Source organism: Streptomyces sp. NPDC054813 (genome assembly GCF_053611365.1).
Genome location: NZ_JBSHAF010000002.1, coordinates 125830 through 140416, shown reverse-complemented (window position 1 = coordinate 140416; position 14587 = coordinate 125830). Strand labels below are relative to the sequence as shown.

The 14587-nt window shown below is 71.5% G+C and carries 15 protein-coding genes; 3 read left to right on the top strand and 12 right to left on the bottom strand.

Going from position 1 to position 14587, the window contains the following annotated elements; genetic code table 11:
* Position 1: 1 nt before the first annotated feature.
* The 3 genes from ACWGJB_RS03995 to ACWGJB_RS03985 all read right to left on the bottom strand — a co-directional run bounded on the left by ACWGJB_RS03995 (position 2) and on the right by ACWGJB_RS03985 (position 2215).
* Positions 2-625 carry a TetR/AcrR family transcriptional regulator gene (locus tag ACWGJB_RS03995; RefSeq protein ID WP_453378698.1) on the bottom strand — a complete coding sequence of 208 codons (624 nt, stop codon included), beginning with the start codon at positions 623-625 and terminating at the stop codon, positions 2-4.
* A 91-nt stretch (positions 626-716) separates the two neighbouring features.
* Positions 717-1004 carry a YiaA/YiaB family inner membrane protein gene (locus tag ACWGJB_RS03990; RefSeq protein ID WP_453378697.1) on the bottom strand — a complete coding sequence of 96 codons (288 nt, stop codon included), beginning with the start codon at positions 1002-1004 and terminating at the stop codon, positions 717-719.
* Between the two features lie 59 nt (positions 1005-1063).
* Positions 1064-2215 carry an acyl-CoA dehydrogenase family protein gene (locus ACWGJB_RS03985; RefSeq protein WP_453379026.1) on the bottom strand — a complete coding sequence of 384 codons (1152 nt, stop codon included), beginning with the start codon at positions 2213-2215 and terminating at the stop codon, positions 1064-1066.
* A 65-nt stretch (positions 2216-2280) separates the two neighbouring features.
* Between ACWGJB_RS03985 and ACWGJB_RS03980 the strand changes: the two genes are divergently transcribed.
* Positions 2281-2928, top strand: a complete 648-nt coding sequence (locus ACWGJB_RS03980; protein ID WP_453378696.1) for a TetR/AcrR family transcriptional regulator — start codon at positions 2281-2283, stop codon at positions 2926-2928.
* 80 nt (positions 2929-3008) lie between these two features.
* Positions 3009-3953: a DMT family transporter gene (locus ACWGJB_RS03975; protein WP_453378695.1), complete on the top strand. Its 945-nt coding sequence runs from the start codon at positions 3009-3011 to the stop codon at positions 3951-3953.
* 14 nt (positions 3954-3967) lie between these two features.
* On the opposite strand, the gene ACWGJB_RS03970 is transcribed toward ACWGJB_RS03975, so the two are convergent.
* From ACWGJB_RS03970 to ACWGJB_RS03930, 9 genes are all read right to left on the bottom strand, one after another.
* Positions 3968-5056 (bottom strand): Zn-dependent alcohol dehydrogenase, encoded by a 1089-nt coding sequence (locus ACWGJB_RS03970; RefSeq protein ID WP_453378694.1) that lies wholly within the window; start codon positions 5054-5056, stop codon positions 3968-3970.
* Between the two features lie 13 nt (positions 5057-5069).
* Positions 5070-6458: an aldehyde dehydrogenase family protein gene (locus ACWGJB_RS03965; protein ID WP_453378693.1), complete on the bottom strand. Its 1389-nt coding sequence runs from the start codon at positions 6456-6458 to the stop codon at positions 5070-5072.
* A 101-nt stretch (positions 6459-6559) separates the two neighbouring features.
* Positions 6560-7012 carry a DUF3574 domain-containing protein gene (locus tag ACWGJB_RS03960; RefSeq protein ID WP_450758683.1) on the bottom strand — a complete coding sequence of 151 codons (453 nt, stop codon included), beginning with the start codon at positions 7010-7012 and terminating at the stop codon, positions 6560-6562.
* A 250-nt stretch (positions 7013-7262) separates the two neighbouring features.
* Positions 7263-7919, bottom strand: coding sequence for a class F sortase (locus ACWGJB_RS03955; protein ID WP_453378692.1), 657 nt, complete (start codon positions 7917-7919; stop codon positions 7263-7265).
* Positions 7906-8694 (bottom strand): hypothetical protein, encoded by a 789-nt coding sequence (locus ACWGJB_RS03950; RefSeq protein WP_453378691.1) that lies wholly within the window; start codon positions 8692-8694, stop codon positions 7906-7908. Before ACWGJB_RS03950 ends, ACWGJB_RS03955 begins: the two co-directional genes overlap by 14 nt.
* 101 nt (positions 8695-8795) lie before the next feature.
* Positions 8796-10040 (bottom strand): MFS transporter, encoded by a 1245-nt coding sequence (locus ACWGJB_RS03945; protein ID WP_453378690.1) that lies wholly within the window; start codon positions 10038-10040, stop codon positions 8796-8798.
* A gap of 23 nt (positions 10041-10063) precedes the next feature.
* Positions 10064-11500 (bottom strand): CitMHS family transporter, encoded by a 1437-nt coding sequence (locus ACWGJB_RS03940; protein ID WP_453378689.1) that lies wholly within the window; start codon positions 11498-11500, stop codon positions 10064-10066.
* 196 nt (positions 11501-11696) lie between these two features.
* Positions 11697-12314, bottom strand: coding sequence for a TetR family transcriptional regulator (locus ACWGJB_RS03935; RefSeq protein WP_453378688.1), 618 nt, complete (start codon positions 12312-12314; stop codon positions 11697-11699).
* A gap of 64 nt (positions 12315-12378) precedes the next feature.
* Positions 12379-13053: a hypothetical protein gene (locus ACWGJB_RS03930; RefSeq protein WP_453378687.1), complete on the bottom strand. Its 675-nt coding sequence runs from the start codon at positions 13051-13053 to the stop codon at positions 12379-12381.
* Between the two features lie 157 nt (positions 13054-13210).
* On the opposite strand from ACWGJB_RS03930, the gene hmgA reads away from it, so the two are divergent.
* Positions 13211-14566 (top strand): homogentisate 1,2-dioxygenase, encoded by a 1356-nt coding sequence (hmgA, locus tag ACWGJB_RS03925; protein WP_453378686.1) that lies wholly within the window; start codon positions 13211-13213, stop codon positions 14564-14566.
* Positions 14567-14587: the final 21 nt, after the last annotated feature.

The window sequence follows — 14587 nt, the reverse complement described above, 5'->3', positions numbered from 1 at the left end:
GTTACTTGGCCCCCACCATCCGCAGCACGAGGTCGGCGTAGAGCGCGCCGACCTGCTCGGGTGTGCGGGGGCCGTCCACGTTGAACCAGCGGGCCACGTCGATGCAGAGGGAGAGCACCGCGAGGGTGGTGCCGTGGATGTCGATGACGTCGAACTCCCCGGACTCGACGCCCTCCTGGATGATCCCGCGCACCTCGGCGTCGACCTGGCGGCGCAGCCCGAGGATCTCGGCGCGGGCGTCGGGGCCGAGGGCGTCCAGTTCGTACTGCACGACCCGGGCGGTGGTGCGCCGCCCGGCGTGCCAGCGGACGAAGGAGCTGACGCCGTCCGCGAGCCGCTCGGTGGCGGTGCCCTCGCGCCGGGCCGCCGTCCGGAGGATGTCCAGGGCCTTGTCGTGACCGATGCGGCTGATCCGGTGGAGCAGCTCTTCCTTGGTCTTGTAGTGGATGTAGAGCGCGGCGGGGCTCATCCCGGCGCGGCCCGCGATGTCACGGGTGGTGGTGGCGTGGTAGCCGCGCTCGGCAAAGGCCTCCACGGCGGCGACCAGCAGACGCCGGGCCGCGTCAGGGGTGACCTCTTCCCACGGCTCTACCTCGCCGCCGGTCGTCTCCTCCGCCGTACTCATCGCTCGCTCGCCCCTCTCGATACCGGAGCCCCACCATACCGCCGAAGCTGAGCGAGCGCTTAGTGTGCCCGCTCAGAGCTTGTCCCGCGGCTCAGAGCTTCTCGAAGGGGTCGTGTTCGGCGAGCAGCTTCTCCAGCCGGGCCTGGTCGACGCGGCTGACGATCTGCCCGGCCTCCTGACGGTCGCGGATGACCTTCGCGAGCGTGAAGGCAGAGGTGACAAGGTAGAGGACGGCGATGCCCAGGAAGGCGCGCACCCAGGCGTCGGCGTGCAGCTGGAAGATACCGATGGCGGTGGCCGTGATGGCGACGGCGAAGGAGGCGACGGCCTGGCCGTAGTAGGCGGCCGTGTTCTGCTGTCCGACCGGTGTGTCATTCATGGTCCGATCATCGGCGGACGTGGCCCACGCCACATCCGTCGGGATACTCAGGAACCTACTCAGAACGCCGAAACGCCCGTCAGCGCCCGCCCGATGAGCAGTTTCTGGATCTGGCTGGTGCCCTCGTAGAGGGTCATCACCCGGGCGTCGCGCAGGAGTTTGCCGACCGGGTACTCGTCGATGTAGCCGTAGCCGCCGAAGACCTGGAGGGCGTTGTTGGCGGCGCGCACGGCGGCCTCGGAGGCGAAGAGCTTGGCCTTGGAGGACTCGGTGGCGAACGGCAGGCCGCGATCGACCAGATCGGCGACCCGCCAGGTCAGCAGCCGGGCCGCGTCCACGTCGACGGCGATGTCGCTGATGAGCTCCTGGACCAGCTGGTGGCCGGCGATCGGCGTACCGAACTGCTCGCGCTCCCCCGCGTACCGCACGGCCGCGTCCAGGGCGGCCTGGGCTATGCCGACGCAGCCGGCGGCGACCGACATCCGCCCCTTGGCCAGCGCCGACATGGCGACCGAGAAGCCCTTGCCCTCGGGTCCGAGCATCGCGGCGGCGGGGACGCGGACGTCCTCCAGGACGAGTTCCGCGGTGGCCTGGCCGCGCAGGCCGAGCTTGCCGTGGACGGCACGGCGGGTCAGGCCGGGGGTGTCGGCCGGCACCAGGAAGGCGGAGACGCCCTTGTGGCCGGGCGCGTCGGTGGAGCGCGCGAAGAGGAGCACCACGTCGGCCCAGGTGCCGTTGGTGATGAACATCTTGGAGCCGTTGACCACGTAGTCGTCGCCGTCGCGAACGGCGCGGGTGGTGAGGTTGCCCGCGTCGGAGCCGGTGCCGGGTTCGGTGAGGCCGAAGCACCCGACGTACGCGCCGGAGGTCAGCCCCGGCAGCCAGCGCCGCTTCTGCTCCTCGGTGCCCCAGGCGGCGACGGTCTTGGCGACGAGGCCCAGGGAGACCGACACGATTCCGCGCACGGAGGAGTCGCCGCGACCGAGTTCCTCGGTGACCAGGCAGTACGACAGGTGGTCGCCGCCAGAGCCGCCGTACTCCTCGTCCACGGTCAGGCCTAGGAAGCCGACCTCGCCGAGCTTCTTCACGATCCCCCGGTCCACCTCCTCGGCGCGGTCCCAGGCGATCACGTGCGGGGCGATCTCGCGCTCGACGAAGTCCCGGGCGAGCTGCCGTACGGCGGTCTGCTCCTCGCTGAGTCCCAGGTTCACCATGCGATCACCCCACATTTAAATTAGCACTGCTAGTTTCTTGGCGCAGCCCTACTATGTGCGCCATGGCCCGACCGCGCAAGCCCCTCCTCAGCACCGACCGGATCGTCCGGGTGGCACGGGAACTCGTGGACGCGGAGGGTCTGGCAGCCGTCTCCACCCGCCGGCTCGCGGCCGAGCTGGGGGTGAGCGGGCCCTCGCTCTACAACCACTTCCGCACCAAGGACGAGATCCTGGAGGCGGTCGCGGACTCGGTGAGCGCGCAGGTCGACCTGTCGATGTTCGAGGGCGGCGACGGGCGGGACTGGCGGACCGCGCTGCACGACTGGGCGGTGTCGTACCGGGCCGCGCTCCGCGACCACCCGAACATCGTCCCGGTCCTGGCCCGCGGCCCCGGCCGCCGCCCCGCCGGACTACGGCTGGCCGACGCGGTCTACGGCGGGATGGTCGACGCCGGGTGGCCGCCGGCGCAGGCGACGTCGATCGGGGCGCTGATGCGGTACTTCGTCATGGGGTCGGCGCTGGGGTCGTTCGCCGGGGGCTTCGTCGACGACGCGAGCGCCTACGACCCGGCCGACTATCCCCATCTCGGCCAGGCGCACCTGCTGGCGGACCAGCAGGAGAAGATCGACGAGCGGGCGTTCGAGACGGGGTTGCGGGCCTTGCTGGATGGATTGCAGGAGCAATTTTCGAGAGTGGGGCAGAGCACGTAGGGCCACCCGGCCCCCACTCACCAGCACCCCGTCCGAAATCCGCGAGCCCCCGGCCGCCCCCTCTCCTTACCCTCGGTGTCATGACCGATCGTGCCGCCCCCGCCAGCCGTCCGCTGCTCCCCGTCCTCGCCGCCGTCGTCACCGTCGTGCTGTGGGCCTCCGCCTTCGTGGCCATCCGGAGTGCGGGGGACTCCTACTCCCCCGGTGCCCTCGCCCTCGGCCGGCTGTTCTCCGGGTCCCTCGCGCTCGGGCTGCTCTGTCTCGTGCGGCGCGAGGGGCTGCCGCCCCGGTCCGCCTGGCGGGGTATCGGGATATCCGGCGTGTTGTGGTTCGGCTTCTACATGGTCGCCCTGAACTGGGGCGAGCAGCAGGTGGACGCGGGGACGGCCGCCCTCGTGGTGAACGTCGGCCCCTTGCTGATCGCCCTGCTCGGGTCCCGGCTGCTCGGTGATCCGATGCCGCCCCGGCTGCTCGCGGGGATGGCGGTGTCGTTCGCGGGTGCGGTGACCGTGGGGCTGTCGATGGCCGGTGGGGGCGGTTCCTCGGTGCTCGGCGTGGTGCTGTGCCTGCTCGCGGCGGTCGCCTACGCGGCCGGTGTGGTCTCCCAGAAGCCCGCCCTGGCCCGGGCGAGCGCGCTCCAGGTGACGACGTACGGGTGTCTCGTCGGCACCGTGGCCTGTCTGCCGTTCGCCGGGCAGCTGGTGCACCAGGTCGCGGGCGCACCGCTGTCCGCGACCCTCGACATGGTGTATCTCGGGGTCTTCCCGACCGCGCTCGCCTTCACGACCTGGGCGTACGCCCTCGCCCGGACCACCGCGAGCCGGATGGGCGCGACGACGTACGCCGTGCCGGCGCTGGTCGTGCTGATGTCCTGGCTGGCCCTCGGCGAGGTGCCGGGGCCGGTCACCCTGGTGGGCGGGGTGCTGTGCCTGGCCGGTGTGGCGGTGTCCCGGTCGCGGGCGCGGACGCGGGCTCCCCGTACCGTGCCGGCGGCCGGGGAGCCGCACTCCGAACAGGTGCCGTGACGGTCGCGCGGAGGTCAGAAGACGACCAGCGCCCGGCCGCCCTTGCCCGCCAGCATGTTCTCGAACGCCGCGGGAATGCCCTCCAGCGCGATCCGTTCCGTCACCAGCGCGCCCAGGTCCAGACGGCCGGCCCGGACGTGCTCGGCGAGCACCGGCAGGTCGTGGGCCGGGTCCGAGTTGCCGTAGACGCAGCCGGAGAGGGTGCGGCCCCAGTGGAAGAGCTCCAGGGCGTTGAAGGTGACCTGCTCGCTCTTGCCGCCGATGCCGACCACCGTCGTACGACCACCCCGGCGGGTGGACTCCCAGGCCGCGCGGATGCTGACCGCGCGGCCGACGCACTCCACGGAGACGTCGACGCCCTGTTTGCCGGTGAGGGCACGGATCGCCCGGGGTGTGGTGTCGGAGGCGACCACGTAGTCGGTGGCGCCGGCGGCCCGGGCCAGCTCCTCCTTCGCCGCGGAGACGTCCACCGCGACGATCCGGGACGCACCCGCGATCCGGGCCGCCTGCACCGCGGCCAGGCCCACCCCGCCGACGCCGAACACCGCGACGGTCTCGCCCTCCCGGACCCGCGCGGAGTTGTGGACGGCGCCGTATCCCGTGAGCACCGCGCAGCCGAGGAGGGCCGCGTCGGTGAGCGGGATGCCGGCCGGGAGCGGCAGCACGCAGGACTCGGCGACCACCGTCTCCTCGGCGAACGCGGCGACGTTCAGGCCGGGGTGCAGGTCGGTGCCGTCCGCCGTACGGGCGTAGACGTCGGCGGAGCCGTTCAGCGCGTTGGCGCACAGCCAGACCTCACCGAGTTCGCAGGCATGGCAACTTCCGCAGGAGGGTGCCCAGTTGAGGACGACCGCGTCGCCGGGCGACAGCCGGGTGACCCCCTCCCCCACTGCCACCACGGTGCCCGCGCCCTCGTGGCCGAGGACCGCCGGGACCGGCACCCGCATGGTGCCGTCGGACAGGGAGAGGTCGGAGTGACAGACACCGGCGGCGGCGAGGCGGATCCGGACCTGGCCGGGGCCGGGGTCCGGGAGGTCGATCTCGGTGACCGTGAGCGGGGCGCCCACGGCGGGCAGTACGGCAGCTCGGACCTTGGCGGCCATCAGAGCAACCTCCTCAGAACTGGAGGGACTTGGTCTGCAGATACTCGGCGAGGCCGTGCGCGCCGAGTTCCCGGCCGACGCCCGACTGCTTGTAACCGCCGAACGGTGCGAGGGGGTTGAAGCGGCCGCCGTTGATGTCGACCTGCCCGGTCTCCATGCGCCGGGCGAAGGCCACCGCCTCCGCCTCGTCCCCGGCCCAGACGGCGCCCGCGAGCCCGTAGACCGTGCCGTTGGCGATCCGGAGCGCGTCCTCCTCGTCCACGTACCGGAGGATCGACAGCACCGGGCCGAAGATCTCCTCCTGGGCGACGGTCATCTCGGGGGTGACGTCGGCGAACACGGTCGGGCTGACGAAGTAACCCTGCTCACGCGGGGATTCGGGGCCGCCGGCGACCAGCCGGGCGCCCTCCGCGATGCCCTTCTCGATGTAACCGCGCACCCGTGCCTGCTGCTTGGCGCTGACGACCGGTCCGATCCGGTCCCCGTACTTGGCGGCAGCGGCGGCCGCCAGCTCCACCGCCTGCGCGTACTGGTCGGTGTGCACCAGCATCCGCGTCCAGGCGCTGCACGTCTGGCCGGAGTTGGCCATCACGTTGGCCACCCCGACGTTGACGGCCTTGGCGAGATCGGCACTCGGCAGGATGACGTTCGCGGACTTGCCGCCCAGTTCGAGGGCCACCTTCTTCACGGCCGCACCGGCCACCGCGCCGATCTGCCTGCCGACGGCCGTGGAGCCGGTGAAGGAGATCAGGTCGACACCCGGGTGCTCGGCGAGGGCCTGCCCGGCGACCGGGCCGAGGCCGGTGACCAGGTTGAACACACCGGCCGGGAAACCCGCCTCGGCCACCGTCTCCGCGAACAGCTGGGCGGTGAGCGGGGTGTCCTCGGCGGGTTTGAGTACGACCGTGCAGCCGGCGGCGAGCGCCGGGGCGACCTTGGCGACGATCTGGTGCAGCGGGTAGTTCCAGGGCGTGATCGCGCCGACCACGCCGACCGGCTCCTGGTGGACGGTCGAGTTGCCGACCTTCTCCTCGAAGAGATGGGTCGCGGCCAGTTCGGCGTACGAGCCGGCGACCGCGATCGGCAGCCCCGCGTGCACGGCCTGCGAGAACTGCGGCGGCGAGCCCAGCTCCGCGGTGACCGTCTCGGCGATCTCGTCCTGGCGGGCCGCCAGGGCGTCGCGGAGCGCGCCGAGCCGGGCGGCCCGCTCGGCGGGCGGGGTGGCGGCCCAGGCCGGGAGGGCGGCACGGGCGGCGCGTACGGCGGTGTCGACGTCCAGCGCGCCGCCCGCCGGGACCCGGCCGATGACCTGCTCGTCGACCGGGTTCACGACCTCGATCACGTCCTGGCTCTCGGCGGCGCGCCAGGCGCCGTCGATGTACAGGCCGTCGTGTGCCTTCATGCTGCTTCCTCCCGGCGGGGCTGGGTCTCCGGCTCACAAACTAGCGGCGATAGTTTTTTGGCGCCAGGGATCGGCACCGGAGACACGTGCATGCGGAATCATCAGAAGTCGACCTGGGCGCGTTCGTCCACCCGCCCCACGCTCTCCTGGGCGAAGGCCTTCTCATAGGCCCGCCGGATCTCCTCGATCTTCCGGTCGCCGCGCTTCGCCGCCGACTCCGGATACAGCAGGGTCAGCTCGTACGACCGCTCCTTCTCGATCGCGCCGTGCGCGTCCCGCCACTGCCCGCGCCCGCTCTGCACGGTCAGCCCGTCGGGGAAGTCCGGGGTGACCTCCTTGTCGACGAAGGCCGTGAACTGCCGGTCGGTGACGGCCGGGCCACCGTCCGGCCGGGCGGTGCCGAAGAAGAGCCGGGTCTCGACGTAGGCCTTTCCGCGCACCGGCACGGCCGCGGGCCGGTCGTCGGCCAACGCGGTGTACGCGGCAGGGGTGCCGGCCAGCAGAACTCCGGCCAGCGCAAGGGCCGACCGGTTACGGAGCGAATGAGTACGCATGCCCCCTTCTTAGGGGGTTTGCCCCTCCCAGGTCCCGGATTCCCGCCGGGGTTCACTCATCCAGGTCGAACATCAGCGCCCCGCCAGGGGGCGCGGGGCTGTACCGATGTGCGGCTCCGCCGCGATGGGGGTCCCCCCGCTCGAGCGAAGCCGAGAGTGGGGGAGCGACCAGCCACGACGGCGCGGCAGACTGCACTCGACCGGGGGCCGCAGCGGCCGGGCGGTGCGGGCAACCGCCCGCACCGCCCGGTCACTGCGTCGCGGTCAGGTGGGCGAAGACCACCACGTTGCTGGTGTAGCCCGTCCTCCGGCTGAAGAGGCCGCCGCAGGTGATGACGCGGAGTTCGGGACGCCGGGTTTTGCCGTACACCTCTTTGCTCGGGAAACCGGCCTTGTCATAGACCTTCACCCGGTCCACGGTGTAGACGGCGGTACGGCCGTCCGCGCGCCCGGCCTCGATCCGTTTGCCGGGCTTCACCTGGGCGAGCGCCGCGAAGACGGCGGGGCCCGTCCTGGTGTCACGGTGGCCGACGGCGACCGCGAGGCCGGACTCACCCGGCGTGGCACCGCCCTGGAACCAGCCGATCAGCTTCGGGTCGTCGACCGGCGGTGTCTCCAACTGCCGTTCCCTGTCGAGCCGGACCCCGATGACCGGCGCGTCGACGCCCAGGAACGGGATGCGCATCGACGTCGGCCGGGACCGGGGCAGCGGGCGGGGCGGGGGCCCGTCGGACCCGTCCCGGCCCGCGCCCGGGCCGGCCGCCGCCAGGGCGGCCGACCCGTCCGGCCCGTCGGACCCCCAGTACCGGACCACGGTCACCAGGATGATCGCCAGCAGGGCCGTTCTGGCGAGGCGGTAGGCGCGGGTCCGGTACCAGGGCCTGCGTCTGCGCCTACGCGGCGCCATGGGGCCGACGGCGGATCAGCCGGACGTACACCACTCCACTGGCCGCGACCAGGCCCACGGCCGTGGCCGCGGCCACCGGCGAGAAGGCGGCCGCCGTGTCGGCGAGGCCGCCGCCACCCGCGTGCACACCGCCCTGTGGACCGCCGTGGTCGTCACCTTGCGTCCAGGCCGTGTCGCCACGATGGGTGTCCTCGATCTGCCCGTTGGGACCGCCCTGGCCGCTCTGGCCGTTCTCGCCGTTCTGGCCGTTCTGGCCGTTGGGGCCGTTCTCGCCGTTCTGGCCGTTCTGGCCGTTGGGGCCGTTCTGGCCATTGGGGCCGTTCTGACCGTTCTGACCCTGCGGCCCGTCCTGCTTGCCGTCATGGCAGTTGAGCCGGAAGACCTTCTCCTTCAGCGCGCCGGACACGGTCCACGAGAGCTTGTACTGCCCGTCCGCCAGCCCCAGCGGGTCGGTGTGACCTGCACCTCCGGCGAGTTGGATGGTGCCGGCGACGGTGGCGGCGGTGGGCAGCGGGGGCTGTGGCGTGATGGTGTAGGCGATACCGGGGAGGACGTCGAAGTTGACGGCGTCGAGATAGAACCTGCAGACCACCGGGTCGTCCTTCGACACGCCGAAGGGCACGCCCACCCGGTGGATCCTGATGTCGCCGTTCTCCCCTACGGCCGCCGCGTTCGGCGCCGCCACCCACGACGCGCCCGCCGCGGCGAGGGCGGTGAGGACGACGGTTGCGCCCGCACGGGGTCCGGCGGTGCGTGGCAGTGTGAGCGTGGGCATGCAAGCTCCTCCGAGTTAGACGATTTTCATACAAATCGACCTTTCGTCTGGACTGTCACCCATGCACTCCACGGCCCGTGGCATCAACATCCGACGCGCCGTCAGATATCGCTCGTGCGGCGCAACGCCGGGCCCTTGCGCCGCGTCCGCGTCACCTGATCGGCACCCTCGGACCGCCCCACCGCCCCCGGCGAGCGCACCGCCACCCCCGCCGAGACCAGCAACAACGCGCCCAGCATCACGAACGGAGCGGCCACTCCGGCCACCCCCGCCACCAGCCCCGCCCCGGCCGGTGCGGCCACCTGGCCCAGCCGGTTGCCGGTCAGCCGCAGGGCGAGCGCCGTGGACCGGGCGCCCTCGGGCGCGGCCTGGACGACCGTCGTCATCGACAGCGGCTGCCCGACGCCCAGGCAGAAGCCGAGCGCGGCAAGCATCAGGGCCAGGACCCACACCGGGACCGGCAGCGCGATCCCCGCGCACAGCACGGCCGCCAGGAAGCACGTCACGGTCAGCAGGAGCGGCCGGCCGAGCAGTCGCAGCAACGGTGTGAGGACCAGCCGGCACGCGATCGTCGCCCCCGCCCGGACACTGAGCAGGACGCCGATCACCGCCGGTGCGATGCCCCGGTGGTCGCCGACCACCGGGAGGTACGCGGTGAGGATGTCGGTCGCGGACAGGACCGACAGGCTGATCAGCATGCCCGCCGGGACGCCCCGGGCGCGCAGGATGCCGCCCACCGGGACCCGCCCGCCCGGCCCGGGACGGGACGTCATCGCCGTACGGTCCTCGATGCGCCACAGCGAACTGAACGCGACCGCCGCCCCCGCACCCGCCACGACGAGGGCGAGCGCGCTGCTGCCCGCCATGTCGGGGCCGCCGATCAGCGCACCCGCGGCGATCGGGCCGATCAGCTGGCCCAGCGACGCGCCGATGGTGAAGTGGCCGAAGTTGCGGTCCTGTTCGTGCGGGGCCGACTGGCGGGCCACCAACGACTGCGCGCCGATCACGAAGCAGAGATGGCCGAGGCCCATCACCCCGCTCCACAGGGCCATCGCCCAGAGGGAGTTCGCGAGACCGCTGAGCGCACAGCCACCGGCTATCAGCACCACGCCGACCGGCAGCAGGGGTGCGCAGCGGCCGTGGTCGGTGCGGCGGCCGAGCGGTACGGCGGCGAAGAGCGGGAGCAGGGCGTAGACACCCGCGATGACACCGACGGCCCGTTCGTCGGCGCCGAGCGCGAGCGCCCGGTAGGAGACGGCGGGCCGGGCCATCGACACCGCGGCCTGCGCGAAGCCGAAGGCGATGACGAGGCGGAGCAGCCAGCCGCGGTTCCTGCCGGGCGCCATGGTGAAGTCCTCCGTGGAACGGGTCAGATGATGCCGAACAGAATTCCTGCCCCGAGCACCACGAGTGATGTGAGCGCGGCCCACTTGACGACGAAGCGGGTGTGGTCGCCGAACTCGACCTTGGCCATGCCGACGAGGACGTAGACGGCGGGCACCAACGGGCTGGACATGTGGAGCGGTTGGCCGATGATCGAGGCGCGGGCGATCTCCAGGGAGGAGACTCCATGGGCCTGGCCGGCCTCGGCGAGGACCGGGAGGATGCCGAAGTAGAAGCCGTCGTTCGACATGAAGTACGTGAGCGGGATGCTGAGCACGCCGGTGACGAGGGCCATGTGCGGGCCCATGCCGTCGGGGATGTTACCGACGAGCCAGGTGGCCATGTGGTCGACCATGCCGGTGCCCTGGAGGACGCCGGTGAAGACGGCGGCGGCGAAGACCATGCCGGAGACGTTGAGGACGTTCTCGGCGTGAGCGGCGAGGCGGGCCCGCTGGGCGGGCATCTGCGGGAAGTTGACGGTCAGCGCCAGTGCCGCGCCGAGCAGGAACAGCACCGGGATCGGCAGCCACTCCATGATCATGGAGGTGAGCAGGACGACCGTGAGCAGCGCGTTGAACCAGTACAGCTTGGGGCGCAGGGTCTCGCGGTGCGGGTCGAGACCCTGGAAGCCGTCGTCCTCCGCCGGCCGGTCCGCCCCGGTACCGGTACCGGAGCCGGTTCCGGTGCCGCCGCCGCGCACCGCGGACGTGCCCGAGCCGGCACCCGCGCCCGTACCAGAACCCGCACCGACCAGCACGGTCTCCGTTTCCCTCTCCTTCTCCTCGACCAGCGCCTCCTCCAGCGTCAGCACGCCGAGCCGCTTGCGCTCACGGCGGCCGAGGACGTACGCGAGGGCGATCACGAAGACCAGGCCGACCGCGAGCGCGGGGATCATCGGCACGAAGATGTCGCTCGCGTCCAGCTTCAGCGCGGTCGCCGCACGTGCCGTCGGTCCGCCCCAGGGCAGCGTGTTCATCACACCGTTGGCCATCGCGGCCACCCCGGTCATCACGACCAGGCTCATCTTCAGGCGCTTGTACAGCGGGTACATCGCCGAGACGGTGATCATGAAGGTGGTGGAGCCGTCGCCGTCGAGGGAGACGATGGCGGCGAGCAGGGCCGTACCGACGACGATCCGCAGCGGGTCGGCCTTGCAGAACTTCAGGATCCCCTTGACGATCGGGTCGAAGAGGCCGACGTCGATCATCACGCCGAAGTAGACGATCGCGAACATGAGCATCGCCGCGGTGGGCGCGAGGCTGGTGACGCCGTCGATGACGTAGTCGCCGAGCTTGGCCCCCTTGCCGACGAACACACAGAACAGCGCGGGTATCAGCACGAGCGCCGCGATCGGCGACATCTTCTTCAGCATGATCAGGACCAGGAAGGTCGCGATCATGGTGAAGCCGAGGATGGTCAGCATGAGTGGAACACCTAACGTTCGCCCTTGAACTCCCACCAGGGCCGGCGGTGCGATGACGTTAGGTCGCGTCAAACGTCGTTAACAAGACGTTGACACGCGAGCAATAAGCGCAAAACTCCAGGTCACGAGGGTGTGGCGACCGGAGTGGCGCCTCTGGGCGCTCCGTCGGCAGCGGGGTTGGGCCCAGGAGCCGGGCTCAGTCCAGCACCCGCGCCAGATAGGCCCGCAGCAGCTCCCGGGTCTCCGTGATGATCGTCTCGTCGCCCTCCGGATTCATCCGGAAGGACAGGTGGACCAGGGTGTCGGCGGTCTCCACGGCCACCAGGAACGTGCGGCGCAGGTCCTCGTCCGGGGCGCGGCCGAGGTAGCCGGAGAGCAGGTCGGTGAGGCGGTCGGCGACCCTGCGGTTGGGTTCGGCGTGGCGGGCGCCGACCGGGATCTGGTTGCCGAAGTCGACGAGCGAGAAGCCGGGGGCGGTGCGCTTCATGGCCAGGTACTCGTCCAGCACCGCGTCCATCGCCGCCCGCCAGTCGCCCTTCGGTGCGTCCTTCAGCCGCTCGGCGACCCGCTCGGTGTAGCGCTCCAGGTTGCGCTGGGCGAGGGCGTCGACCATCTGCCGCTTGTTGCCGAAGAAGCGGTAGACCGAGCCGATGGGCACCCCGGCGCGCACCGCGACGGTCCGGGTGCTCAGCTCCTCGTAGCCCACCTCGTCGAGGAGGTCGGCGCAGGCGTCGAGAATCCTGGTCAGCCGTTCCGCACTGCGGCGCTGGACGGGAGCTTTGCGTAGCGAGGGCGCTGGGGGCACGGGCTTCATGATGCCTTTCCGCAGGGATCAGGTGAACCTCGCCCCCCAGTACGGAGACGGATGGCCCATGCACTCATCCGGGCGGTGTGCCGCCGTCGCCGGCCACGGCACCCGGGTGCGCGGGAGAAGCCCCTGCCTCCGGAAGACCGGCCGGCGTGGCCGTCGGTGCCGGCGTGGCCGTCGATGTCGGCGTCTGCGTGGCTGTCCGTGCCGGTGTCGGTGTGGCCGTCGGTGTCGCCTTTGCCGTCTCCGCACCCGACGCCGTGACGTCCACCGTGCTCTCGACCGGTTTGCCGTGTACGGCCCACACCGTGCCGTCGTCCGCGTAGAGCCGGGCGGTGATGTGGTGGGTGCCGTGCGGGACGAGCTTGGCCGGGAGGTGGTACGCGGGGGTCCGCAGCCGGGTCACCAGGCCGCCGTCCACGAAGAGGTAGGCGAGGCCGCGCCCGGCGACCGCCCGGGCCGCGGTGCCGGCCCGGGAGAAGCGGAAGCGGTGCACGTCGAGCCGTACGTCCCAGCCTCCGGCGGTGTCGGGCGTGACCACCGTGCCCACCTCGGGCGCCTGTTTCTTGTCGATCTCCCGGTAGTGGCGTCCGCCTTCGTCCGTGTCGTCCAGGATCTTGCCCACCGGTGAGGGCGACCCCGTCTCCCGTTGCTCGTGCGCCTCCCCGGTCCCGCACCCCGCCGCCGCGACCAGCAGCAGCACGCAGACCGCGACCGCGCCCGGCAGTCCACGCGTCCACGACATGCCCGGGAGCGTAGAACAGCGCGCCGCAGACCGGATCCCCCTGAAGTCGGGTTCTCGCCGTACCCCGCTGGAATGATCCCGGCCCTCTTGCACCCGTCCCGACTCAATCCTACGGTGATACATAGGAATCAGGTACGTACCGGCCCAGGGAGCGATCATGAGTGATGGGGGCACCTCCCGCGCGAGCGTGTTCGAGCGTGAGGGAGCGCGGAAGACCGCCGAGGGACTGACGTATCTCTCTGGGTTCGGCAACGAGCACTCCTCGGAGGCGGTGCCGGGCGCCCTGCCCGAGGGCCGCAACTCCCCGCAGCGCGCCCCCCTCGGCCTGTACGCGGAGCAGCTCAGCGGTACGGCCTTCACCGAGCCGCGGGCCAGCAACCGCCGCTCCTGGCTGTACCGGATCCGCCCCTCGGCCGCCCACCCGGCGTTCACCCGGGCCGCCGGCGACGGGGCGCTGCGCACCGGCCCCTTCACGGACGTCGCCCCGGACCCGAACCGGCTGCGCTGGAACCCGCTGCCGGAGCCGGCGCCCGGTACGGACTTCCTCGCGGGCCTGTGGACCCTCGGCGGCAACGGCGACGCGACCCAGCGCACCGGCATGGCCGTACACCTCTACCATGCCAACTCCTCGATGGAGCGGGTCTTCTCGGACGCGGACGGTGAACTGCTGATCGTCCCGGAGCGCGGCGGGCTGCTGCTGCGCACGGAGTTCGGCCTGCTGCATATGGAGCCGGGACATGTGGCGCTGATTCCACGTGGAGTCCGCTTCCGTGTGGAACTGCTGGATGCCACGGCCCGGGGCTATGTGTGCGAGAACTACGGCTCGCCCTTCCGCCTCCCCGATCTGGGCCCGATCGGTGCCAACGGCCTCGCCAACGCCCGTGACTTCCAGGCCCCCGTGGCCGCCTACGAGGACGTGGAGGGTCCGGTGGAGGTGGTCAACAAGTTCTGCGGCCACCTGTGGACCGCCACATATGACCACTCCCCCCTGGACGTGGTCGCCTGGCACGGCACACATGTGCCGTACCTCTACGATCTCCGCCGTTTCAATGTGATCGGCAGCATCTCGTACGACCACCCCGACCCGTCGATCTTCACGGTGCTGACGTCCCCGTCGGACACTCCCGGCCTGGCGGGCGTCGACTTCGTGGTCTTCGCCCCGCGCTGGCTGGTCGGCGAGAACACCTTCCGGCCGCCGTACTTCCACCGGAACGTGATGAGCGAGTACATGGGCCTGGTCGAGGGCGCCTACGACGCGAAGGCGGAGGGCTTCGTGCCGGGCGGCGGCTCCCTGCACAACATGATGTCGGCGCACGGCCCGGACCGGGAGACGTTCGACCGGGCGAGCGCGGCCGAGCTGCGTCCGCAGAAGATCGACGACGGCCTCGCCTTCATGTTCGAGACCCGCTGGCCGGTGACGCTCACCCCGCAGGCGGCGACCGCCGAGCACCTGCAACAGCGCTACGACGACGTGTGGCAGGGCATGGAACGCCACTTCCGGCCCTTGCACTGAAGATTCCCTACCGGTACGGAT

Excerpts from the sequence above, each read along its gene's own strand:
- ACWGJB_RS03970 (WP_453378694.1), bottom strand. The coding sequence starts at position 5,056 with ATGGCCGCCAAGGTCCGAGCTGCCGTACTGCCCGCCGTGGGCGCCCCG.
- ACWGJB_RS03965 (WP_453378693.1), bottom strand. The coding sequence starts at position 6,458 with ATGAAGGCACACGACGGCCTGTACATCGACGGCGCCTGGCGCGCCGCC.
- ACWGJB_RS03975 (WP_453378695.1), top strand. The coding sequence starts at position 3,009 with ATGACCGATCGTGCCGCCCCCGCCAGCCGTCCGCTGCTCCCCGTCCTC.
- ACWGJB_RS03990 (WP_453378697.1), bottom strand. The coding sequence starts at position 1,004 with ATGAATGACACACCGGTCGGACAGCAGAACACGGCCGCCTACTACGGC.
- ACWGJB_RS03950 (WP_453378691.1), bottom strand. The coding sequence starts at position 8,694 with ATGCCCACGCTCACACTGCCACGCACCGCCGGACCCCGTGCGGGCGCA.
- hmgA (WP_453378686.1), top strand. The coding sequence starts at position 13,211 with ATGAGTGATGGGGGCACCTCCCGCGCGAGCGTGTTCGAGCGTGAGGGA.
- ACWGJB_RS03960 (WP_450758683.1), bottom strand. The coding sequence starts at position 7,012 with ATGCGTACTCATTCGCTCCGTAACCGGTCGGCCCTTGCGCTGGCCGGA.
- ACWGJB_RS03955 (WP_453378692.1), bottom strand. The coding sequence starts at position 7,919 with ATGGCGCCGCGTAGGCGCAGACGCAGGCCCTGGTACCGGACCCGCGCC.
- ACWGJB_RS03940 (WP_453378689.1), bottom strand. The coding sequence starts at position 11,500 with ATGCTGACCATCCTCGGCTTCACCATGATCGCGACCTTCCTGGTCCTG.
- ACWGJB_RS03935 (WP_453378688.1), bottom strand. The coding sequence starts at position 12,314 with ATGAAGCCCGTGCCCCCAGCGCCCTCGCTACGCAAAGCTCCCGTCCAG.
- ACWGJB_RS03980 (WP_453378696.1), top strand. The coding sequence starts at position 2,281 with ATGGCCCGACCGCGCAAGCCCCTCCTCAGCACCGACCGGATCGTCCGG.
- ACWGJB_RS03995 (WP_453378698.1), bottom strand. The coding sequence starts at position 625 with ATGAGTACGGCGGAGGAGACGACCGGCGGCGAGGTAGAGCCGTGGGAA.
- ACWGJB_RS03930 (WP_453378687.1), bottom strand. The coding sequence starts at position 13,053 with ATGTCGTGGACGCGTGGACTGCCGGGCGCGGTCGCGGTCTGCGTGCTG.
- ACWGJB_RS03945 (WP_453378690.1), bottom strand. The coding sequence starts at position 10,040 with ATGGCGCCCGGCAGGAACCGCGGCTGGCTGCTCCGCCTCGTCATCGCC.